Source organism: Marinimicrobium sp. LS-A18, assembly GCF_000463525.1.
Lineage (GTDB): Bacteria > Pseudomonadota > Gammaproteobacteria > Pseudomonadales > Cellvibrionaceae > Marinimicrobium > Marinimicrobium koreense.
Genome location: NZ_AWEP01000002.1, coordinates 191,910 through 213,982 on the forward strand (window position 1 = coordinate 191,910; position 22,073 = coordinate 213,982).

The 22,073-nt window shown below is 61.0% G+C and carries 20 protein-coding genes and 1 other RNA gene; 16 read left to right on the top strand and 5 right to left on the bottom strand.

Annotated features, from left to right (window positions below; translation table 11 throughout):
* Nucleotides 1–415 precede the first annotated feature (415 nt).
* The gene (locus N645_RS0100915) at nucleotides 416–823 is read right to left on the bottom strand and encodes an MAPEG family protein (protein WP_024459631.1); all 408 of its coding nucleotides are present in this window, start codon (nucleotides 821–823) and stop codon (nucleotides 416–418) included.
* Nucleotides 824–967: 144 nt separating this feature from the next.
* On the opposite strand from N645_RS0100915, the gene fabV reads away from it, so the two are divergent.
* The 3 genes from fabV to lpxL all read left to right on the top strand — a co-directional run bounded on the left by fabV (nucleotide 968) and on the right by lpxL (nucleotide 4,114).
* Nucleotides 968–2,152, top strand: a complete 1,185-nt coding sequence (gene fabV, locus N645_RS0100920; RefSeq protein ID WP_024459632.1) for an enoyl-ACP reductase FabV — start codon at nucleotides 968–970, stop codon at nucleotides 2,150–2,152.
* A 116-nt stretch (nucleotides 2,153–2,268) separates the two neighbouring features.
* Complete coding sequence (locus N645_RS0100925) at nucleotides 2,269–3,180, top strand: acyltransferase (protein ID WP_024459633.1); 912 nt, start codon at nucleotides 2,269–2,271, stop codon at nucleotides 3,178–3,180.
* A 16-nt stretch (nucleotides 3,181–3,196) separates the two neighbouring features.
* Nucleotides 3,197–4,114 carry an LpxL/LpxP family Kdo(2)-lipid IV(A) lauroyl/palmitoleoyl acyltransferase gene (gene lpxL / locus N645_RS0100930; RefSeq protein ID WP_024459634.1) on the top strand — a complete coding sequence of 306 codons (918 nt, stop codon included), beginning with the start codon at nucleotides 3,197–3,199 and terminating at the stop codon, nucleotides 4,112–4,114.
* Nucleotides 4,115–4,117: 3 nt separating this feature from the next.
* On the opposite strand, the gene N645_RS0100935 is transcribed toward lpxL, so the two are convergent.
* The gene (locus N645_RS0100935; protein ID WP_024459635.1) at nucleotides 4,118–4,960 is read right to left on the bottom strand and encodes a 6-carboxytetrahydropterin synthase; all 843 of its coding nucleotides are present in this window, start codon (nucleotides 4,958–4,960) and stop codon (nucleotides 4,118–4,120) included.
* A gap of 194 nt (nucleotides 4,961–5,154) precedes the next feature.
* Between N645_RS0100935 and N645_RS0100940 the strand changes: the two genes are divergently transcribed.
* Nucleotides 5,155–5,643 (top strand): hypothetical protein, encoded by a 489-nt coding sequence (locus N645_RS0100940; protein ID WP_202960757.1) that lies wholly within the window; start codon nucleotides 5,155–5,157, stop codon nucleotides 5,641–5,643.
* A gap of 86 nt (nucleotides 5,644–5,729) precedes the next feature.
* Here the strand turns inward: N645_RS0100940 and N645_RS0100945 are convergent, their stop codons facing one another.
* Nucleotides 5,730–7,856: a hypothetical protein gene (locus N645_RS0100945; protein WP_036159697.1), complete on the bottom strand. Its 2,127-nt coding sequence runs from the start codon at nucleotides 7,854–7,856 to the stop codon at nucleotides 5,730–5,732.
* Nucleotides 7,857–8,140: 284 nt separating this feature from the next.
* Here N645_RS0100945 and N645_RS17315 point away from each other — a divergent pair, with 284 nt between their 5' ends.
* A complete protein-coding gene (locus N645_RS17315) occupies nucleotides 8,141–9,088 on the top strand; it encodes a diguanylate cyclase (protein WP_051174200.1) in 948 nt (315 codons plus the stop codon).
* Nucleotides 9,089–9,236: 148 nt separating this feature from the next.
* A complete protein-coding gene (locus tag N645_RS0100965; protein WP_024459640.1) occupies nucleotides 9,237–9,644 on the top strand; it encodes a hypothetical protein in 408 nt (135 codons plus the stop codon).
* Nucleotides 9,645–9,653: 9 nt separating this feature from the next.
* Here the strand turns inward: N645_RS0100965 and metE are convergent, their stop codons facing one another.
* Entirely contained in the window at nucleotides 9,654–12,041 is a 2,388-nt protein-coding gene (gene metE, locus N645_RS0100970) for a 5-methyltetrahydropteroyltriglutamate--homocysteine S-methyltransferase (protein ID WP_036159700.1), read from the bottom strand.
* Between the two features lie 188 nt (nucleotides 12,042–12,229).
* Here metE and N645_RS0100975 point away from each other — a divergent pair, with 188 nt between their 5' ends.
* Nucleotides 12,230–13,150, top strand: coding sequence for a LysR family transcriptional regulator (locus N645_RS0100975; protein WP_024459642.1), 921 nt, complete (start codon nucleotides 12,230–12,232; stop codon nucleotides 13,148–13,150).
* A 73-nt stretch (nucleotides 13,151–13,223) separates the two neighbouring features.
* Nucleotides 13,224–14,450, top strand: a complete 1,227-nt coding sequence (locus N645_RS16430; RefSeq protein ID WP_024459643.1) for an MHYT domain-containing protein — start codon at nucleotides 13,224–13,226, stop codon at nucleotides 14,448–14,450.
* A 104-nt stretch (nucleotides 14,451–14,554) separates the two neighbouring features.
* Here N645_RS16430 and tpx read toward each other — a convergent pair whose 3' ends face one another.
* On the bottom strand, nucleotides 14,555–15,052 hold the full coding sequence (tpx, locus tag N645_RS0100985; RefSeq protein ID WP_024459644.1) for a thiol peroxidase: 498 nt from the start codon (nucleotides 15,050–15,052) through the stop codon (nucleotides 14,555–14,557).
* Nucleotides 15,053–15,190: 138 nt separating this feature from the next.
* Here tpx and N645_RS0100990 point away from each other — a divergent pair, with 138 nt between their 5' ends.
* From N645_RS0100990 to N645_RS0101020, 8 genes are all read left to right on the top strand, one after another.
* Nucleotides 15,191–16,732: an AbgT family transporter gene (locus N645_RS0100990; protein ID WP_024459645.1), complete on the top strand. Its 1,542-nt coding sequence runs from the start codon at nucleotides 15,191–15,193 to the stop codon at nucleotides 16,730–16,732.
* A 102-nt stretch (nucleotides 16,733–16,834) separates the two neighbouring features.
* An RNA gene (gene ffs / locus N645_RS17660) (signal recognition particle sRNA small type) lies at nucleotides 16,835–16,930 on the top strand.
* A gap of 152 nt (nucleotides 16,931–17,082) precedes the next feature.
* On the top strand, nucleotides 17,083–19,197 hold the full coding sequence (dnaX, locus tag N645_RS0100995; protein ID WP_024459646.1) for a DNA polymerase III subunit gamma/tau: 2,115 nt from the start codon (nucleotides 17,083–17,085) through the stop codon (nucleotides 19,195–19,197).
* A gap of 23 nt (nucleotides 19,198–19,220) precedes the next feature.
* Nucleotides 19,221–19,541, top strand: coding sequence for a YbaB/EbfC family nucleoid-associated protein (locus N645_RS0101000; RefSeq protein WP_123636941.1), 321 nt, complete (start codon nucleotides 19,221–19,223; stop codon nucleotides 19,539–19,541).
* Between the two features lie 9 nt (nucleotides 19,542–19,550).
* Complete coding sequence (gene recR, locus N645_RS0101005) at nucleotides 19,551–20,153, top strand: recombination mediator RecR (RefSeq protein ID WP_024459648.1); 603 nt, start codon at nucleotides 19,551–19,553, stop codon at nucleotides 20,151–20,153.
* Nucleotides 20,150–21,316, top strand: a complete 1,167-nt coding sequence (rnd, locus tag N645_RS0101010) for a ribonuclease D (protein WP_051174203.1) — start codon at nucleotides 20,150–20,152, stop codon at nucleotides 21,314–21,316. The genes recR and rnd overlap by 4 nt, the downstream gene beginning before the upstream one ends.
* The gene (locus N645_RS0101015) at nucleotides 21,313–21,606 is read left to right on the top strand and encodes a YcgL domain-containing protein (RefSeq protein WP_024459650.1); all 294 of its coding nucleotides are present in this window, start codon (nucleotides 21,313–21,315) and stop codon (nucleotides 21,604–21,606) included. Before rnd ends, N645_RS0101015 begins: the two co-directional genes overlap by 4 nt.
* A gap of 3 nt (nucleotides 21,607–21,609) precedes the next feature.
* Nucleotides 21,610–22,050 (top strand): YcgN family cysteine cluster protein, encoded by a 441-nt coding sequence (locus N645_RS0101020; RefSeq protein WP_024459651.1) that lies wholly within the window; start codon nucleotides 21,610–21,612, stop codon nucleotides 22,048–22,050.
* Nucleotides 22,051–22,073 lie beyond the last annotated feature (23 nt).

Here is a 22,073-nt window from a genome sequence, read left to right on the forward strand (position 1 = left end):
TAGTGGGCGCTCCAATTGGTTAGCCAAAAGTACTCGTCTCGTCCGGGCCGGGAAGGGGAAGCCCTTTCAAGACACGCCGTAAACCCATCCCTGGGGGCTCGACGCGCGGAGTCCCTCCGCTTACGGTCTTGAAAGGGCTTCCCCTCCCCGGCCCTCCGTGCCATACGGATAGTGTTGGTGCTAGTTCCCTGAACTTTATGCCGCCACTGCGGAGGCTGTGTATACCCTTGTGAGACCGTCACCCGCCTGGATGGCGGGTGATCGAGCCCCCATGGGCCGCTCTATGGCGTCCATGCCACCGCGGCATTCGTGCATCCATGCACATCATGGGTTTACGGCGTGTCTCACAAGGGTATACACAGTCGGAGCGCTCAGCGACGAAGCTCCATCTGAAGCAAGGGCGGAGCGCTCGCCGTTAAGCCCGACTCCCCAACTGCAACGCAATCACCACCCAAATGGCCACCAACAACAGGTTGCTCGCCATAAATGCTATGAACCTATGCATTACGTTGTTGTAGCCCATATGGATGAGACCGTGCACCACCCGCAGCGCCACAAACCCCCAGGCCAGCGCCACCGGGCCATTGAACCCCATGGCCAGGCTGGTAATGCAGGCGAAGTAAAACAGGATTGGCACCTGAAACAGGTTGTCATAATGACGCGCCGCCGCCAGCGCCCGTGCCGGCGCGGCCTGATCCGGCGGATAGAGCCGAAAATAGCCGATCGACACCGTGCCCTTACGCACCGCCAAGATCCGCAGGGTCAGCAAATAGAGAGCGACGCAGAGCGTCCAGAACATCAGGGCGAGCATGGGTTGTAGCATGATTTCTCCTCAAAAGCCCATCTGCTGGTACAATGCCCGTTTTTCGCCCCGAATCTGAGTACTGGGGCGGTTGAACGGCCGTTGACAGCACGTAACGACGGTCAGGGCAGCGACCAAACAGACCAGACAAGAGTAGGACTTTACATGATTATCAAGCCAAAAGTACGCGGATTCATCTGCACCAACGCCCACCCACAGGGCTGTGCCGCCAACGTGCGCGAGCAGATCGACTACACCAAGGCCCAGGGGCCCATCAACGGTGGCCCGAAAAACGTACTGGTCATCGGCTGCTCCACCGGCTATGGCCTGGCCTCACGCATTACCGCCGCCTACGGCTCTGGCGCCAAAACCCTCGGGGTCTGCTTCGAAAAACCGCCCACCGATAAGCGTACCGCCTCCGCCGGCTACTACAACACCGCCGCCTTCCACGAATTTGCCGAAGCTGATGGCCTCTACGCCCACACCATCAATGGGGACGCCTTCTCCGACGAGATCAAGGCCCAGACCATCGAGCAGATCAAAAAAGACCTGGGCAAAATCGACCTGGTGGTCTACAGCCTGGCCTCGCCCCGACGCACCGACCCCAAGACCGGTGAAACCTACACCTCCGTGCTCAAGCCGATTGGTCAGGCCTACACCTCCAAGGGCCTGAACACCGATACCCTGAAAATCACCGAGACCACCGTCGAGCCGGCCAACAACGAAGAAATTGCCAACACCGTCAAAGTGATGGGCGGCGAAGACTGGGAACTGTGGATCGACGCCCTGAAAGACGCCGACGTGCTGGAGCAGAACTGCCAGACCACCGCCTACACCTACCTGGGCGACAAGCTGACCTGGCCGATCTACGGCAAGGCCACCATCGGCAAGGCCAAAGAAGACCTGGATCGCGCCTCCCTGGCCATCGACCAGAAACTGGATGACCTCAACGGCACGGCCCACGTCGCGGTACTCAAGGCGGTCGTCACCCAGGCCAGCTCCGCCATTCCGGTGATGCCGTTGTACATGTCCATCCTGTTCAAAGTGATGAAAGAGCAGGGCACCCATGAAGACTGTATTCACCAACTGCAGCGCCTGTTCGTGGAATGCCTGTACAGCGCCAACCCGCGTCTCGACGACGAAGACCGTTTCCGCGTAGACGAGCTGGAGCTGGACCCCAAGGTACAGGCCAAGGTGGAAGAAATCTGGCCACAAGTGACCGAAGACAACCTCTTTGAACTGACCGACTACAAGGGCTACAACGAAGGTTTCCTGAAATTGTTCGGCTTTGGCGTCGACGGTGTGGACTACGAGGCGGATGTCAGTCCGCTGGTGAAGGCGCCGTTCTAAGCGTTCAACGATGTGTGACGGTGCCGTTGAGTTAAAGCCCCGAGCTGCCAGTGGCATGCGGCACCTCTGTGTCGGATTACGCGCTTTGCGCTAATCCGACCTACGTGAGAGCTTGTATGCCAATAATCTACCCCCTCGTGGGCATCCTCAGCCTGTCGCTGTACGTGATCACCATCGCGGGCGTGTTCCTGTTGATCATGCCCGTGGCGCTGGTCAAACTGATCATCCCCGCTCTGCGACGCCCCTGTAATGCCGTGCTCGACAAACTGGCGAGCGGCTGGATTACGCTTAATGGCTGGCATCAAAAGCTGTTAACCCGCACCGACATTCGCGTCAGCGGAGATATCGACCAACTCAGTCGCAACGAGTGGTACATGCTGATTGCCAACCATCAGTCCTGGGTCGATATCATGATCCTGGTTCGGGTATTGAACGGTCGCATTCCCTACGTGAAATTTTTCTTCAAGCGCGAGCTTCTCTGGGTGCCCATGCTCGGGCAGGCGCTGTGGGCGATGGACTTTCCGGTGATGCGCCGGCGCAGCAAAAAAGACATCGCCCGCAACCCGGCGCTGGCCAACGATGATCTGGAGCGTACCCGCCGGGCGTGCGAAATGTATCAGCACAGCCCGGTCACCATCATCAACTTTCTGGAAGGCACCCGCTTTACCCCGGCCAAGCAGCGGGCGCAAGCCAGCGACGACGGCGCGCCGGAGTTCGGGCACCTGCTCAAGCCCAAAGCCGGTGGCCTGGCCTTCACCCTGTCGGCCATGAACGGTCAGCTTCGACAGATGCTGGATGTGACCCTTTACTACCCCCACGGCCGCCCCACGTTCTGGGAATACGCTTGTGGGCGAGTGCGCCGGGTGGACATGCACATCCAGCAGCGCCCCATCACCGACGACATGGTGGGCGACTATCCGAACGATGAGGCATTTCGAGCCCGGTTTCAGGCCCGCGTCAACGAACTCTGGCAGGAAAAAGACGCCCGTCTGGAGGCCATGGCCCAGGCCGCGGCCGATACGCACTGAGGTAAATAGATAGCCTATGGCTGAAACATCCTTCCCCAAACAACTGCTCGCCCCCCGTCACTGGCCCTCCTGGTTGGGTGCCGGGCTATGGTTTCTGATCGCCCAACTGCCTTACCGGGTTCAGTGGTGGCTGGCCAAAGCGCTGGCGCCTTTGCTGCGGCTGAATAAAAAACGGCTGAACTTTGCCCGGCGCAACATCGAGCTCTGTTTTCCGAATCTGTCAGAGGACGAACGCGAGCGTCTGCTGAAACAGAACCTCACCTCCACCGCCATGACAGTGTTCGAAACCGGCATCGCCTGGTTCTGGCCGGGCTGGCGACTGCGCCGACTGTTCACCGTCACCGGCCTGGAACATCTGAAAGCGGCTGAAGAAGCAGGGCAGGGCGCGCTGCTGCTCAGTCTGCACATGACCACCCTGGACATAGGCAGCGCCATGCTCGGTCAAGTGGTCAACTTCGACGGCATGTACCGGCCCCACAGCAACCCGGTGTACGACTACCTGCAAATGAAACGCCGCAGCGCCTACTCCCCCGGCGCCATGACCATCCCCCGGGACAACGTACGCGCCATGATCAGCCGCCTGCGCAAAGGCCGCTTCATCTGGTACGCCCCGGACCGGGACCTGGGCTCAAAAAACAGCCTCTTCGCCCCCTTCTTCGGCGTGCAGGCCGCCACCGTCAGCGCCACAGGCAAGCTGGTGAGCATGGGCAAAGGTCGGGTGATTCCGTTTACCCAGTACCGCCTACCCGGCGGGCGCGGTTACGAACTGGTCATCCGGCCGGCACTGGAAGATTTCCCCAGCGGCGACGACTATGCCGACACCGTGCGGGTCAATCGCTACATGGAGGAGGCCATCGAAGAATGCCCACATCAATATTTTTGGGCACAGCCACGCTTTAAAACCCGCCCTGAAGGTGAGCCATCGGTGTATTGAGGTTTACGCCTCGGCGATTGCACCTTTGTTCATACCTTCATAGGCCTGCACACGAATGGTACTGGTCGGGTACTCGGACTTGGTGGTTTTGGCGATGTGATCGGCAATCAACTCCACCGTAGTATCCGTGTCCATAAGGTAACAACAACGCTGGGGCAGGGTAATCTCAAAATCCCCCTGGGGCGCCGTATAGGCAAAGCGGAAATAATCCCCTTCCTCCGCCACCAGATCCTCACGCGTCGCCAGATAAATATCCCGGAACCGACTGGCCCACTCACCCTCCAGGGCCGGAGAAGGAATATCGTCCGCCCAGATCGCAATCTTCGAGCGGTGACCGTGGGCGATTCGCTGACAATTGCCATCGTGCTTCTTCAGCCCGTGGCTATAGTGATAAAACACACTCTCAATGTATTCGGTGGAAAAGCTCAGGTGCAGGCGCGTGCCTTCGGGGAACAGCTGCTCTTCGTTAAGGCGTTGAATGCACCACTCGGCGACGCTTTCACGGGTCAGCTCCTCGGCATTCACCAGCGCCACCGCCTCTTTGGGGCAGCGAAGATCAATCGTCTCGCTGCGGTCCCCAAAGTGCCAGCGCAGGGACAGAACGTCGCCTTCGTCTTCAAGCTCCAGTTGGTGGGAGTGGCGGGGCACCAGAAGGCGGTGATCAAGCTCGTTGTCCAGCCACGCTTTCAGCGTCTTCTTGACCGTACTGAAATCACAGACCATACCCTGTTCATCCAATGCGCCCTCCAGTTGCACATCAGCCAGCCAGGTTTCCCCCAGCAGGCCGCGGCGGGCATCGAGAAAGCTGAAATCCACGGTGGCGAGGTTGTCGACAAAAAGCAGCATAAAACGTCTCGGGGTTTGGAGTAAGTGAATGAGCTGGCGCTGTTGGCGCCGATCATGTCTTTTGGGAAGTATACCGGTCTGGGATCCAAAGCGAAAACTGTGTAGAATTCTGGCGCCGAATTCTTTGTTCTCTGAAGAGAGCAAGATTCGGTGGATAGCTTGTTTACATACAAATCTACAATAGGGATACTCACATGATAAAGAAAATGGTGGCGGTTTCCGCCCTTACGGCTAGCTTGTTCGGTTGCGCCAGTATCGTTAGTGACAGCCAGTATACGGTGGCGCTGAATAGCTCCCCGGATAATGCGAAGTTTGTTGTCACCAACAAAAGTGGGCAGAAAGTCCATAGCGGTCGCACCCCCTCGTCAATCGTACTGAAGGCATCTTCTGGTTTTTTCCAGGGCGAAAGTTATGCCATTGAAATCGAGAAAGAGGGATTCCAGGCCAAAAGCTATGCTTTGACGAGCACGGTAGATGGCTGGTACTTCGGGAATATCCTGCTGGGCGGATGGCTCGGGATGCTGATCGTTGATCCGGCGACCGGGGCCATGTTCAAGCTGCCTGAGCGGGTTGACGTTTCGCTGGATGAGTCGGTTGCTCAGAGCGCGGACGCTGATCTGACAATCGCGACAATCGACTCTTTGAGTGCCGAACAGCGCGAAAGTCTGGTGCCAGTGCAATAAGCGCCTTGTGTTTTCAGGAGACTGAACACTAAAAAAGGCCCGTCCAGTTGGACGGGCCTTTTTTGTGAGCGACCTTCGGCAAGGTGTCAGTAAAGATAAACCGCGCCGGAATCGGTGCCTTCGTTGTTGTCCCGGTCACCGTTGATGCCCTGGGCATCGCTGTCTTCGCGGTAGGCGCCGATGGCAAGGGTGTCGCCTTCGGCCGAAAGCGCCAGGCCAATGGCGAAACCGTCCCGCGCTTCGGTGTTGGCGGCCTTGATGTAAGAGGCTTCGCGCCAGCGACCGTCAATGATTGAGAAGAGGTAGGCACCACCGGCACGGGGGGCCGAGTTGTCATCACTGACGCCGTCTATACCGGTCTCGGCGCTGGGCTCGCGCGTGCTGCCTACCACCAGATGACGGCCGTTGCGGGCAAAGGCCAGTGTTTCGCCGAAGCGCAGTCCCTGAAGGTTGTTGGAGGCCTTCAGGAATGAGGTCTGTTCCCACTCACCGTCCACCTGGCGGAACAGGTAGACCGCACCACTGTTGGTGGCGACTGTGGTGCCGTCCTCAAGGTCGTAATTGTCCGGGCTGGAGTTGATCCCGGGCTCGGCCGTCAGGTCACCGGTGCTGCCCACCGCCATGCGGGCTCCGTCGCCAGACAGGGCGACACTGGCCCCGAAGCTTTGGGCGTAGCCGGTCAATTGCTCTTCGGTGTAGGTGTGGCTTGGTTTGATATAGGCCGACTGCGACCATTCACTGCCGTCGCGCATGAACAGATAGACCGCACCGGCGTTGATCACGGTCCGGTTGTCGTCCTCCCCGTTGATGCCGGTGGAGCGACTGGCATCACCGGTCGCGCCCACTGCCAGGGTGTTGCCGTCGGTGGAGATGGCCAGGCTGCTGCCAAACAGGTGGTACAGCGGGGTGCCGGTCGCGGTGATGGCGGAGAAGGTATTCGAGGCTTTTACATAAGCCTGCTGTGCCCAGCCGCTGTCCGAGTCGGTGAATACATAGACGGCACCGGCGTTGGGTGCATCATTGTTGTTCTCGTCGCCGTTGATGCCAGTGGCGTCGCTCGATTCGAACAGGGCGCTGACCGCCAGTGTCTGGCCGTCACCGGAGAGGGCGACGCGGTGGCCAAAACGGTCGTTGACGTTGGTCGGGATGGTGACTTCGCCGTCTTCTGTTTCGTCGTCCGCTGCCGGGTCATCGGTGCCATCGTCTTCGGCCGTCTCGTCGGCTCCCTCTTCCTCTTCTTCCGGGGGCTCGGCATTGGAGGCCTTGAGAAAGGCGTCCTGCGCCCAGCCTTCCTCCCCGCGTTTGAAGACATACACCGCACCGGTTCCGGGAGCGCCATTATTGTCCTGCTCGGGGTTTACGCCGGTTCCATCGCTGTCCTCCAGCGTCGCACTGACCGCGAGCACATCGCCGCCGTCCGACAGGGACAGCGCGAAACCGAAGCGGTCGTTGTATCGGGTGGTGTTGTCACCGTCGTCGTTTTCGCTGGGCGCTTCAGTGTTGGAGGCTTTCAGGTAAGCCTCCTGTTGCCACAGGCCGTCCACCAGGCGGAACACGTAAACGGCGCCGGCACCGAATACGGAATTGTCGGAGGCATCACCGTTGACGCCCCGTGCCTGACTGGCTTCGCGGGGCGCGCTGACCGCCAGGGTCTGGCCATCGGCCGAGAGGGCGACCGCCCAGCCAAACCAGTCGGCGGCTTCGTTGCTGTCGGCTTTGACAAAGCCGATGGTGTCGAGCATGACGTTCAGGGTCAGTTGCTCGTTGGAATCGTCGTATTCGGAGCAGTCGGCGTTCAAACAGGCGGTGACGGTATACAGGGCGTTGTGCCAGTCATGTTGGTGCACCGCGACGGTGTCGCTGGCCTCTGTTTCGGTCAGGTTGTCAGCTACCACCTCGTAGCCACTGCCGTCGCCTGGTTTCTTCTGCAGCTGGTAATACTCAGCACCTTCAACGGCGGTCCAGGAAAAACGGATCTTTTTGGGCTCTACTGATTCGACATTGATTTCCGGCCACTCGGCGTCGCTTACGCCTCCGGTATTGCCCGCGTTATCAATACCCCCGCTGAAGCTGCTGGAGCTTGAGCTGGAGCTGGATGAGGTGTTCTGGTTATTGTCGCTGTCACTGCCACAGGCGCCCAGAGTCAGGGCGAGCAGCAGGGGCAGGCCGAAGCGGGTGACGGAGATCAAGCCGTTGTCTCGAGTATTACGCATGCCTTTGTGTACCTGAGATTTTGGGGAAGCCCGCGATTCTCGGCGCCTCGGGGCTTCGTGTCAAATATTGGCGCAAATGCTCCGCGGTTGGACCGACATCTTGCGGATAAAATCCGCAGGACGGGCGGAAACGGGTCGAATATCGTCCGGGTGTGCCAGAAAACCGACAGCCGGTAGATGAATTCGGCGCCAACCGTGGTAACATGCACGATTTTTGGCGCTCCGGCCGATTCAGCCGGAAGCAAAGTAAGAGTGGTTGACTGACGTCGGAAGCGGAGTCCGTGATGATGACCGTTCAAGAGTTGATGACCCCGGTGGGCACCCAGGTGAATGGCGGCCAGAGCCTGATCGAAGTACTGGCTCTGATGCGCCGCAATCAGCACTCCTGTGCCGTTGTGATGGACGGCGACCGAGTGGCGGGCCTGATTCGGGAAAAAGATCTGGTGTCGGTGCTGGCCCAGGTGCTCGAATCCGGCCGGGTTGAGGTCGGACGGGCGGCGGATGTGATGACCGTCAATCCGGTCTGTGTGCCCGCCGGAGCGTCGCTGCTGGAGGCGCTCAAACGCGCGCAGGAATATCGTCAGCGCCAGATGCCGGTGCTGGACGACCGGGGGGCACTGGTGGGCATGATCACTCACACTGACATGGCACAGGCGTATATTCAGATATTGGAGCGCCAGACCGAGTTGGTCAGTGTCAATCGCGTACTCAGGGCGGAGTCCCTGCAGGATTCCCTGCTCAATATCGGCAATCGTCGCGCGATGGAGCGCGACCTCAAGGTCCTGGCAACGCATCCCAAGCGCCGTTTTGCCCTGGCATTGCTGGATCTGGACTGGTTCAAGAAATACAACGACTATTACGGTCATCAGGCGGGAGATCGGGCGTTGCAGCGGGTCTGCGAAACCATTACCGGCCATCTGCGTCAGGGCGATACCCTCTACCGGTACGGTGGTGAGGAGCTGCTGTTGTTAATGCTGGATACCGACTTGGAAGGGGCCTGGCTCGGCGCCAGCCGGGTGTGCGACGCGGTGCAGAAGCTTCGCATCGAACACGCCCCGAGTCCGCTCGGTGTACTCACTCTGAGCGCCGGGGTGGCCTGCGAGCCCGGAGCCGGCATATCTCAACTGATTGCCTCGGCCGATCAGGCGCTTTACTACGCCAAAACCCATGGGCACAACAGTGTTATTCGTGGGCGTCCTGTTGCGGAGCCGGACATCACGCCCTCTTTATGACCGCCATGGGCCAGCGGGTGATTGCAACCGGTTACTCCTGGGGCCAGATCAAATGTCACGCAATTATCACTTGTAGTTCCCCTGTGGATCCGTACACTGCGCCGCTTTGTGGATAGTCGAGGCGGATGCCTCCTGGACGTGAGCCGTTATGCCCCATCCCGCTGTTGAACCCCTGTCCCTGACCAACCGTCTTGGGCAGCCCGTTGTATTGGGTGTGAAGTTTTTGCCCGGGGAACACCGCGATACCCTGTTCGTGAGTGCGCCCCGCCAACAGGCCTCCAGTTTTTTTGGCAAGAATGCCGAACCGTTTCTGATGCAGTTGATGGAGCAGCTCCCGCTGGTTCCCGACCGGTTGAGCATCATCGAGTTGCGCGGCGACCCGGAACATCCGGAGTTCTGGCGTTGGCGTGCCGAGTGGGTCGGGCGCTCCCCCATGGCGCTGCGCGCCGAACCGGTGGCCAGCAATGGCTCCCGGTCGGCGCTTCAGTCGCTGCTGGAAGGGCGGCGGCACGAGGGCAGCGGGCAGGCCCGTGCTCCCCGGCGCCGCCAAGCCTGAGGGCCCGATTTAGGCAGCGTCGCTCGAACGTTCGCGCAGGCGTCGGGCGGCGCTGACCATGTTGGCCAGGGCGGCCTCGGTTTCCGCCCAGCCCCGGGTTTTCAGGCCGCAGTCCGGATTGACCCAGAGACGTTCCTTCGGTAGCCGTTGAGCCGCCTGCTCCATCAGGGTCACCATGGCCTCGACCGGGGGCACATTGGGTGAATGAATGTCGTATACGCCCGGGCCAATGTCATTCGGGTAGGAAAACTGCTCGAAGGCATCGAGCAGCTCACCCTGGGAGCGTGACGTCTCAATGGTGATCACATCCGCGTCCAATGCCGCAATGGCATCGATGATGTCGTTGAACTCTGAATAACACATATGGGTATGAATCTGGGTTTCATCGTTCACGCCACTGGCGCTCAGACGAAACGCCTCTACCGCCCAGTCAAGGTACTCACCCCAATCTTTCCGCTTCAACGGCAGACCTTCGCGCAGGGCAGGCTCGTCAATCTGGATGATCTGAATGCCGGAGGTCTCCAGATCTTTGACTTCGTCCCTGAGTGCCAGGGCGATCTGTCGTGCTGTCACAGAGCGGGGTTGGTCGTTGCGCACAAAGGACCAGAACAGCATGGTAATCGGGCCGGTCAGCATCCCCTTGACCGGTCTGCGGCTCAGGGACTGGGCGTAGCGGGCCCACTGGGTGGTCATGGCCCGGGGGCGGGCCACATCACCGTAAATGATGGGCGGCTTCACACAGCGGGAGCCATAACTCTGTACCCAGCCAAACTGGGTGAAAGCGTAGCCGTCGAGCTGCTCACCGAAATATTCCACCATGTCATTGCGCTCGGCTTCGCCGTGCACCAGTACATCCAGCCCCAATTGCTCCTGGCGAACAATGGCATCGGCAATGGCCTGGCGCATACGATTGCGATACTCCACTTCGGACAGTTGTCCCTGCTTGTAGGCTCGGCGTGCCTGACGGATATCATCGGTCTGGGGAAAAGAGCCAATGGTCGTGGTCGGAAATTCCGGCAATTGCAGGAGTGCCTGTTGTTTGGCCGACCGCTGCGCAAACCGGCTCTGGCGCTGACTGTCGGTGGGAGAAATGGCGCTCAGGCGCTCCTGCACCGCCGGGTTGTGGACGCGGCGGGATTCACGCCGGGAGCGCACCGACTGATCGCTGGCCTCAAGTGCAGCCAGTGCGGATGGAGCCGGCTCGGGCGCCAGTAACTGTGCCAGAGTCACCACTTCGTCGACCTTCTGCAGCGCGAAGGCCAACCAGCTTTTCAGCTCTGGCTCCAGGGCCTGTTCCCGTTTCAGATCCACCGGCACGTGCAGTAGTGAGCAGGAAGGGGCCAGCCAGAGTCGCTCTCCCAGCCGCTCAGTGAGTTCGGCGAGCGTTTCCCGTGCCGCTCTCAGGTCGGTACGCCAGATATTTCGCCCGTCGATTATCCCCACCGACAGCACCTTGTGTACCGGCAGGCGGTCGACGACGTTCAATAGCTGCTCCGGTGCGCGCACCGCGTCGATGTGAAGGCCGGCGACCGGCAACTGCACCGCAGTGGACAGGTTCTCGCCGAGGGCGCCGAAATAGGTGGCCAGTAGCAGTTTGACCGCTCGGTTCTGCAGGCGATGGTAAGTCGGCTCGAAGGCCTGTTGCCAGGCAGCGGGCAAGTCCAGCACCAGAATCGGCTCATCAATCTGCACCCACTTGGCGCCGGCATCGGCCAGAGCATCCAGCAATTGCTGATAGGCCGGCAGCAGCGCCTCAAGCAGGCTCAGCCGATCAAAATTGTCCGCTTTTTCTTTGCCCAGCCACAGATAGCTGAGCGGACCGAGAATCACCGGCTTGACCTGGTGCCCGAGGGCGATGGCCTCCCGGGTCTCATCGATGATCTGCCGATAGCTCAACTCAAAGGTCTGGTCGGGGTGAAATTCCGGTACAAGGTAGTGATAGTTGGTGTCGAACCACTTGGTCATTTCACAGGCGCTACTGGCCGCGCCGGTCGGTGCTCGCCCCCGCGCCATCCGAAACAGCGTGTCCAGGTCCACCTGTCGGCAGGGCCCTTCGGGCGCCTCCGGGGCGTCAATCGGCTCGCTGCAGCCACATTCGGAGTGGGAGCCCGGTTCAGCGCCGGTGTTTCGGGCTTCCGCCCGGTGGCGCACGGGAACATTACCGAGGGTGGCGGACAGGGTCAGGACCTGGTCGTACCAGGCAAAGTCACCGGTGGGAATCCAGCTCAGGCCGGCATCCGCCTGTTGCTGCCAGTGTCGGCGGCGCAGTGTCCGCCCAGTGTCTTCCAGAGCCTCCTTGGAGAGGTCGCCGCGCCAGTAGGCCTCCAAAGCCCGTTTGAGTTCTCGGTCGGCGCCGATGCGGGGGAAGCCCAGATTGTGGGTGAGTATCGGGTGCATAAGGTCCTCGGGATAAAGTGATGGTCGACAAAAAGGGGTTACGAGTCAGTCTCGATGTAGTGGGCGCATTCTCGGTAAAGTGCTACTATGAATCAAACGGAGTGTTTTCAGGTTTACTATGAATTTTATTAATGTTGGTCCGCTGGCAGTGTTCTCCGGGCCGATTGTCGAGGAGTGAAACCCAATCGATGTTGGAAATACGTCATCTGAAAACCCTGGTGGCTCTGCGAGAAACCGGCTCCCTGGTGGATGCGGCCGAACGGGTCCACCTGACCCAGTCCGCGCTGTCGCACCAGTTGAAGGACCTGGAGAGCCGTCTTGGCGGTGAGCTGTTCGTGCGCAAGAGTCGGCCGGTGCGCTTTACCCCGGCGGGTAAGCGCTTGCTGGCGCTGGCGGACGATGTGCTGGGCCGGCTGGAGGACGCCGAACGGGAGGTGCACAAGCTGCTGCACGGCGAGGCCGGTCGGCTCAATATGGCCATTGAGTGTCACAGTTGTTTCAACTGGTTGATGCCCACCATTGAGCGGTACCGGAATCATTGGCCGGCCGTGGAGCTGGATTTCTCCGGTGGCTTTACGTTTGAGCCGCTGCCGGCCCTGGTTCAGGGGGATATTGACCTGGTGGTGACCGCGGATCCGCAACTGATTCGTGGGGTGGAGTATGTCCCGCTGTTCGCCTACGAAATGCAGTTCGCCCTGGGGCGGGAGCACCCGCTGGCGGAGCGTCCCTGGATCGAACCCGAGGACCTGCTGGAGCAGACGCTGATCACCTACCCGGTTGAGCGCAGCCGTCTGGACGTGTTCAAACAGTTCCTGGAGCCCGCCGGGGTTGAGCCCGCGTCGGTGCGTACCGCCGAGCTGACATTGATGATGGTGCAGTTGGTAGCCAGTGGACGGGGTGTTTCGGCACTGCCGAACTGGGTTCTGGCTGAATATGTCGATCAGGCACTGATCACGGTCCGCTCCGCCGGCCCCCGAGGTGTCTGGCCCATTCTGTATGCCGCAGTGCGCGAAGCTCAGTTGGATGCGCCGTTCATGCAGGATTTCCTCCGCTTGGCTCGCGAGCACTGTCTCAAGCATTTGACCGGGGTGCGTCGGGTGTCGTCCTGATCCAAGTCCCGCTGTGGCGCGTAACAACACGGAACGTCAATAATGACTGAGGCACCAACAGCGGACTTTCCCTATGACAGGCTCCTACAATGCGATTCTGGTAATCGCGTCCTACTGCGTGGCGGTGATCGCGTCCTACACGGCCATCTATTTCGGTACCCGGGTATTTCATTTCGACGGGGCTCAGCGGCGTAACTGGTTGCTCGCTGGCGCACTCTGTCTGGGCACGGGGATATGGTCCATGCACTTTGTAGGCATGAGTGCCTTTGAGATGCCCATGGAAATGACCATGTCGTTCAACGCCGGGTTGACGGTCTTGTCCTGGCTTCCGGCGCTGGTGGCGTCGGGGCTGGCACTGCACGTGATCACCTTGCCCCGGGTCAGCGCGGCGGCCATCGCGGCCGCGTCACTGATTATGGGGGCGGGTATCTTTTCCATGCACTATCTGGGCATGTATGCCATGCAGATGCAGCCGGCGATTCAATACGATCCCGTCTGGGTATCGATCTCCGCCGCGATTGCGGTGGGAGCATCCGGGGCAGCGCTGATGATCTGTCGCAAAATCCGCGACGTGCCGGTCCAGTATGCGGTGTGGGTCAAAGCCCTGGCGGCCCTGGTGATGGGGGCGGCCATTTGTGGCATGCATTACTCGGGGATGGTCGCGGCCATCTACCCGATGGACGGCGCCATGGACCAGGGTAACCACCTGCAGGGGAACTGGATGGGGGTGCCCACGGCGATCGTCGTGAGTGGCTTGCTGCTGTTGGCGATCTATGTTGCTTACAGTGATCTTCGGGCGCGGGACCGGGCGCGGCAAGCGCAGGAACGGGCTCAGGATCAGGCCCGGCAGGCGGCCTTCTACGATGCCGCCACGGGGCTTCCCAATCGCAGTCACCTGGAGCGTCAGCTTCTGGAGCGGCTGACCGTCACCGCGCGGGGCGCCCAGCCCGAACCTTTCCTGCTGTTTTATGTTGAGCTGCAGAATCCGGATGACGCGCAGGTGCTGGAAGTGGCTCAGCAGCTCAAACGCAGTTTCAGTCGCGCCGAGCAGGTGGTGCGCTACAGTAGTGACAGCTTTATGGTTTTGCATCAGCCCTTGTCGGGGGAAGAGGTCAAGCGGAAGCTGGTGACCCTCAACACTGCGTTCTTGAGTAACGCCTCGATCGGTCGATGGGGGTGGGGGGTGAGTCAATACCCGGCATCGGCGAGTAACAGTCGCGGCCTGATGCAGGGCGCGCAGCGAGTGCGGGAGTGGTTGACGCCCGAGGATGCCGCGCCGGGCGGGCGTCAGGTCGCCTGAAGCGGGGTTAACGGCAGCGTACAAAAAAGCCAGCACTCAATGAGCGCTGGCTTTTTTGTTGGGGCAGGGCCTTAGCGTGTTGCCTGGGCCCCGGAGCTCGCCGATCAGCCAAGAGCCTGAATCGCGGCGTCGTAATCCGGCTCGTCCGCCACTTCGCTGACCAACTGGGTGTAGCTGACCTTACCGTCCTGATCGACCACGACCACCGCGCGGGCATCCAGTCCGGTCAGCGGGCCCTCGACCATGCGAACGCCATAGCTCTCGGCAAAGTCGGAGCGGAAGGCGGAGGCGGGAATCACCTGGTCCAGTCCCTCAGCGCCGCAAAAGCGAGCCATGGCAAAGGGCAGATCTTCAGAGACACAGAGAACCACGGTATTGTTCAGGGCACTGGCCTTTTCATTGAACGAGCGGACCGATTGCGCGCAGGTGGGTGTATCGACGCTGGGGAAGATGTTGAGCACCACTCGCTTGCCTTTAAAGTCACTCAGATTGACTTCTGACAGGTCAGTCTTGACCAGAGTGAAGTCAGGCGCCGCACTGCCTTTCGCGGGCAGTTCACCACTGGTTTTAAACGGGTTACCTTTCAATGTAACAGTTGCCATGCTGTGCTCCTGCTGGATGGTGACATGAGAAATCGAACCGGCCTGTGCGCTGGACAGGCCGTAAAACATGCATTACAACGCTGGTGCGGTGTGATTGCAAGTGCCGCTTACCATTCTTTAACGCAACCGGAATTGTTTATGAGCGTCACTGAGCCCGCTTCTCAAGCCACATCTGGCCCCTTGGCGGCCATCGCCCGCTGGGGCAATCGATTGCCGGCACCTGCGATGCTGTTCCTGTGGCTCACTCTGTTATTGGTACTGGTATCCGCGGTCGTGGCCGCCTTTGATGTATCCACCCGCCTGCCGGGGCAGGATGAGCGTATTGCGGTGCGCAGCCTGTTGAGTGCCGAGGGGATTCGCTGGGCGCTGACTCACACGGTTGAGAACTTTGTTTCCTTTGCGCCGGTGGGCACGGTCCTGGTGGCCATGCTGGGTTTGGGGGTGGCCGAGCACTCCGGGCTGTTGCGGGTGTTGCTGGAGCGCCTGGTGCGGTCCACTCCGCAGGGGCTGTTGAGCTGGATGGTGGTCTTTGCCGGCATTCTGTCCAACCTGGCCATGGATGCGGGCTACGTGGTCCTGATTCCTCTGGCGGGCCTGATGTTTGCCGCCGCGGGGCGACCGCCCTTGGCGGGTATCGCAGCGGCATTTGCGGGGGTGTCCGCCGGGTACAGTGCCAACCTGCTGATTGGTCCGGTGGACGTCATTCTCAGCGGAATGAGTACCGAGGCGGTCGCCATCGTCGCCCCCGAATACACAGTGGGTATTGAGGCCAACTATTACTTTGCCGCCGTGTCCACCCTGGTGTTGAGTGTGCTTGGAGCCTGGGTGACTGAGCGATGGGTGATGCCCTACCTGGCCAGGAGCGAGGGCCCAGAGCGGCTCGCGGAAACGGCTCCCGATGAGGAGCACACCCTGTCAATTGCAGAGCGTCGAGGCCTCTGGCTGGTGGCGGTGTGGACGCTTCTGTTTGTTCTGGTTGTTCTTGTGGCGGCGGTTCCGGAGGGGGCGCCGCTGCGTGACCCGAATAATCCGGGGTTTCTCGGTTCAGCGGCAATGCAAGGCATCGTGGTGTTGATTGCATTCTATGCCGGTGTGGCCGGCTGGCTGTTCGGGCGCGTCAGCGGCCGGTATGGCAGCAGCCAGGCGTTGGTGGAGGCCATGGAGGGAACCATGGCGACCATGGCCGGTTATCTGGTGCTGATGTTCTTTGCCGCTCAGTTTGTGAATTATTTCTCCTGGAGTCAGTTGGGCACCTTGCTTGCCGTCAGCGGTGCCGAGGGACTGCAAGGTCTGGCGGTCCCGAACAGTGTTTTGCTGTTGGTGTTTGTACTTATGGCGGCGTTTATCAATCTGTTTGTCGGCAGTGCGTCCGCCAAGTGGGGGCTGTTGGCGCCGGTCTTTGTTCCCATGCTGTTTTTGTTGGGGATCAGCCCGGAGGCGACCCAGATGGCCTTCCGGATTGGTGACAGCAGCACCAACATCATTACCCCGCTGATGCCTTATTTCGGCGTGGTGGTGGCGTTCGCTCAGCGCTATAAGCCGGACCTGGGTATCGGCACACTGATGGCGATGATGTTGCCCTACAGCCTGGTGTTCCTGCTGGGTTGGAGTGGACTGATGCTGGTGTGGTTCTGGCTCGGTTTGCCCCTGGGGCCCGGTGCGCCGATGCTGCTCAATTGAGGTTGCAATAGGGGGGCAAACTGCGCATAATGCGCCCCACTCGACCACAGCCACCGGCTGTTTCAGGGGGATTCCCCCGGCGTCGAGCGACTATGGTGGCCTTTCCGGTCCCCTCGCAATGATCAGCTGTGAACCCCGCCAGGCCCGGAAGGGAGCAACGGTAGCAGTCAGTCATGTGCCGGGGTGTGGCTGGTCAGGTCACCACCCATCTCCCCCCTTGTTTGTATAATTCTGTCGTTCCCGTAGGGGCCGAGCACAGCGGTGTAGACCTGCACCCGCCGTATATATCACCGGGCATCTTCCGGTATACTCCCGCCCTGGTTTTGATATTCTGATCCACTGAGGAAGGCATGAGCTACCAAGTCCTGGCCCGCAAATACCGCCCCCGCACCTTTCGGGAAACCGTGGGGCAGGAGCATGTGCTCCAGGCGCTGATCAACGCCCTCGACCACAACCGGCTTCATCACGCCTATCTCTTTACCGGTACTCGCGGTGTGGGTAAAACCACCATTGCCCGGATTCTCGCCAAATGCCTCAACTGTGAGAGCGGCGTCAGCTCCGAGCCCTGTGGTCAGTGCTCCGCCTGTACGGAAATTGCCGAAAACCGCTTTGTCGATCTGATTGAGGTGGATGCGGCCTCGCGCACCAAAGTGGAAGACACCCGTGAGCTGCTGGAAAACGTCCAGTACGCGCCCACCCGGGGCCGCTATAAGGTCTACCTGATCGACGAAGTGCACATGCTCTCCGGGCACAGCTTCAATGCCTTGCTCAAGACTCTGGAAGAGCCACCGCCGCACGTCAAATTCCTGCTGGCCACCACCGATCCGCAGAAACTGCCGGTGACCATTCTGTCCCGCTGCCTGCAGTTCAACCTGAAAAACATGAACCCGGAGCGGATTGTCCAGCACCTGCAGGAAATTCTGGAAAAAGAGCTGGTGCCGTTCGAGGCCAGTGCGCTGTGGCTGTTGGGACGATCCGCCGACGGCAGTATGCGCGATGCCATGAGCCTGACCGACCAGGCCATTGCCTACGGCTCCGGGAAAATCACCGAGGCCGAAGTGCGGGCCATGCTGGGCACGATTGACCAGCGGGCCATTTACGACATGCTGGCCGCACTGGCGGTGCAGGATGGCCGGGCGCTCCTCGCCGCGGTAGAGCAGATGTCCGAGCAGGCGCCCGATTATGCGGCCGCGCTGGCCGAGCTGCTGGCGCTGCTGCACCGGATTGCGATCGCCCAGGCGCTGCCGGAAGCGGCGGATAACAGCCACGGTGACCGGGACAAGGTGCTCGAGCTGGCCCAGCAGATGCCGCCAGAAGACATCCAGTTGTTTTACCAGACCGCTTTGCTCGGCCGGCGAGACCTGCCACTGGCGCCGGATCCGCGCGCGGGGCTGGAAATGGTGCTGTTGCGGATGCTGGCGTTCAAACCGCAGGGATTGGCCGATATTCCCAAGAAAGCATTACCGCAAGGCGCCAGCGACACACCGGCCAGCCCGGGTGAGCGCCTGGCCGAGCAGATTCCCAAGCCGGCTCAGGCGGCCGAGACACAGACGGCTCAGACGGCCGAGGCAACGCAGGCTCAGCCCGCCGAACAGACCATGACGCAGGGGGCGTCGGAACCAACCCCGACCCCAGCGTCGCCCCCGACCCCTGAAGCGGCTGACCAGCCCGGTGCGTTGGAGGAACCCGCCCAGGCCCCAAAGTCGGTCCCTGACAGCGTCTCCTCGTCGGCCTCCGAGCCGGCCAGCGCCGCTCGTGAGCCGGTCGAGGCTGAGGCCCCGAAAACGCCTGAGCCGGTTCATAGCGAGTCTCCCAACGCATTGGGCCAGGCCGCCCCGGAGGCGAGTGCGGCTGCCGAAGAGCCACCGCCCTGGACCGAGGAGGAGGTGCCGCCGTTCGATGGCCCTTATCAGTCGGCACCCACCGCGCGGGCGCAACCGGCGGATCAGGTACCGAATAAAGCATCAGCGCCGACGCCGCCGGCGGCACGGCCGAATAATACCGGCGCTGCAGCCCCCGCTCTCGAGCCCGCCAACGCGGCCCGGACCAAACCGGCGGTGCCCAAGGTGGCCCTGGAAGAGACCCGTCCGGACAACTGGGCCCAGGTCTACCTGGGGTTGAGCGCCACCGGTCTGTTGCAAAGCACGGCCGCCAACTGTGTGCTGGTGGGGCGGCAGGGCAATGAGCTGAATTTTATGCTCGATGAACGTCACAGCGCCATCTACGACGAGAGTCAGCAACAGCGACTGGCGGATGTGCTCAGTGATTACTTTGGCGAACCGGTGCGGGTGCGTATTCAGCCGGGCACGGTCGAGGCCGAGACACCGGCGGCGCAGGCCATGCGGTTGAAGGAGGAGAGTCGGGTCGAAGCGCTTGAAGCCATGAAAAGGGACCCCATCGTGCAACAACTGGTCGAACACTTTGGCGCAACGCTGCGCGAAGACACGGTACAGCCCCTGGAATAGGGGCGCTATTGATGAGGTGAATTATGAAAGGTTTGGGCGATTTGATGAAGCAGGCCCAGGAAATGCAGGCCAACATGCAGAAGATGCAGGAGGAGTTGGCCCAGGCGGAAGTCACCGGGCAGTCCGGCGCGGGTCTGGTCTCAGTGGTGATGACCGGGCGCCACGACGTGCGCACCGTCAACATCGATGACAGCCTGATGAGCGAAGACAAAGAAGTCCTTGAGGACCTGATTGCCGCGGCGGTGAACGATGCGGTACGTAAAGTGGAAGCCAACAGTAAGGAAAAAATGGCCAACATGACCTCCGGCATGGGCATTCCGCCCGACTTCAAAATGCCGTTTTAAGAGGCGACTATGGCATCGGTATTCAGTCCACTGATTGACGAGCTGATCTCCTCGCTGCGCTGTTTGCCGGGAGTCGGCCCCAAATCGGCCCAGCGCATGGTGTTGCATCTGCTGGAGCACAATCGCGACGGCGCGGCGCGTCTGGCGCGCAGCCTGGAGCAGGCTATTGATGGCGTAGGGCGCTGCCAGCGCTGCCGCACTTTAACCGAACAACCGGTCTGCGGTATCTGTGAGAATCCGCGGCGGGACGGCTCGGTCCTGTGCGTGGTGGAGACACCGGCGGATGTGGTGGCCATCGAGCAGGCCGGTGGCTACCAGGGTAAGTACTTTGTGCTCCTCGGCCGCCTCTCGCCGATCGACGGTATCGGGCCTGAAGACATTGGCATCGATCAGTTGGTCAACCAGCTGAAAACCGGTGAGGTCAGCGAAGTCATCCTCGCGACCAACCCGACCATGGAGGGGGAGACCACCGCCTTCTACATCAGTGAGCGGGCCAAGGATCTTGGCGTCACCGTATCCCGAATTGCCCACGGGGTGCCGCTGGGGGGCGAGCTAGAGTTCGTCGACGGCGGCACGCTAGCCCACGCATTTTCCAGTCGAAAGGCCTTATGACGACCATACCCACAGAGCCCATCTGGATTGACCAGGACGCCGAACTGGCTGAGCTGTGCGAGCGGTGGAGCCAGCAGGGCGCCATTGCGGTGGACACCGAGTTCATGCGCTCGGAAACCTTCTACCCGATCGCCGGACTGTTGCAGATCGGTGATGGCCGCGGCTGTTACCTGATCGATCCGCTGGCCATTGAAGACCTGGAGCCGCTCCGCGACCTGTTTCAGAATCCGGCCGTGACCAAAGTGCTGCACGCCTGCTCAGAGGATCTGGAAGTGTTTCAACGCTGGTTGGGGGTGGTACCCGAGCCACTGTTTGATACCCAGATCGGCGCCGCGTTTGCCGGTTTCGGCTTTTCGTTGGGTTACGCGAATCTGGTTCAACAACTGTTGGGCATTGAAATACCCAAGGGAGAGACTCGTTCGGATTGGCTACAGCGCCCCCTGTCGGTCCCCCAGAAAAAATACGCGGCGCTCGATGTAGCGCACATGCTGGTCATCTATGGCAAATTATTGCAGCGCCTGAGAGAGCAGGGGCGCCTGGATTGGGCGCGAGCGGACAGCGCTGATCTGGTGGCGAACGCCAAGAGCACGCCAGACTTCAATGACTATTACCGAAAGGTGGGGTCGGCCTGGAAGTTGCGCCCGCGGGAGCTCGCCGTGCTGCGCCGGCTCAGTGCCTGGCGTGAGCGGGAGGCGCGGGAGCGGGACCGGCCGCGCAACCGACTGATCAAGGAAAATGGCCTGTGGGAATTGGCCCGCCGTCAGCCCACGGACCAGGCCCAGTTGCGCACGCTCAAGGAGGTGCCCGCCCACACCCAGAAAGAGGAGGGCGAGGCGCTGATGGCGGAGATTCGCCTGGCGCTGGAGGAACCGGAATCGGCCTGGCCCGAACGTTTGGACCCGCCTCTGGGTAAGGCCGAGGCGCCCTTGATGAAAGCGCTCAAACGCTACGTCCGTGAACTGGCGGAAGCCCAGGATTTACCGCCGGAGCTGCTGGTGCGCAAACGTGAATACGAGGCCATTGTCCGCTCCGGCCTCAACGGCGGGTCCTTCGAGCTGCCTGAGCGGCTGCAGGGTTGGCGCCATGAGCTTCTGGGACAAGGTCTGCTCGAGACGGCGGAAGCGCACCGGGCGGACGTCGAGCCGCAACAGGAGCCCTCATGAAACAGTTGGTTGAGATCTTTCGCAGCCCGAAAGAAGAGGGTATGTACCTCTACGTCAAACGCGAAGAGGGGCTTGAGCGGGTTCCGGAAGACCTGCTCCGGCGGTTCGGCAAACCGCAATCGGCCATGGTGCTGGCGCTGACCCCGGAACGTAAATTGGCGCGTACCACCGCCGAGCGTGTGCTGGCCTGCCTGGAAGAACCCGGTTATTACCTGCAGATGCCGCCCAGTCCCCACGCGGATGCGGAGGCGGCTCAGGTTCGCCTGCACAACTCCAAACTGGGGCATTGAGGCTTGGCACAGCAGGCTTTCTGGGAGCGCAAATCGCTTGGAGAGATGACCGCCGAGGAGTGGGAATCCCTCTGTGATGGCTGCGGTAAGTGCTGCCTGCACAAACTCGAGGACGAAGATACCGGGGAGATTCTCTACACCGATGTCGCCTGCCGTTATCTAGATTCGGCCACGGCCTGCTGTAGCGACTACCCCAACCGCCAGCGCAATGTCCCCGACTGCACCGTGCTGCGCCCGAAGGATGTCTCCGACTTCCACTGGCTGCCCTCGACCTGCGCTTACCGGCTACTGGCGGAGGGTATCCCACTGCCGGACTGGCATCCGCTGATCTCCGGCGACCCCGCGTCGGTGCGACGGGCTGGGGTGTCCGCCGCCGGACGTTTTGTCTCGGAAACCGAGGTGCCGGAAGAAGATTGGGAGGAGCGAGCGGTGCTCTGGGTCTGATCCCGGACCGCTATCGACAGTGA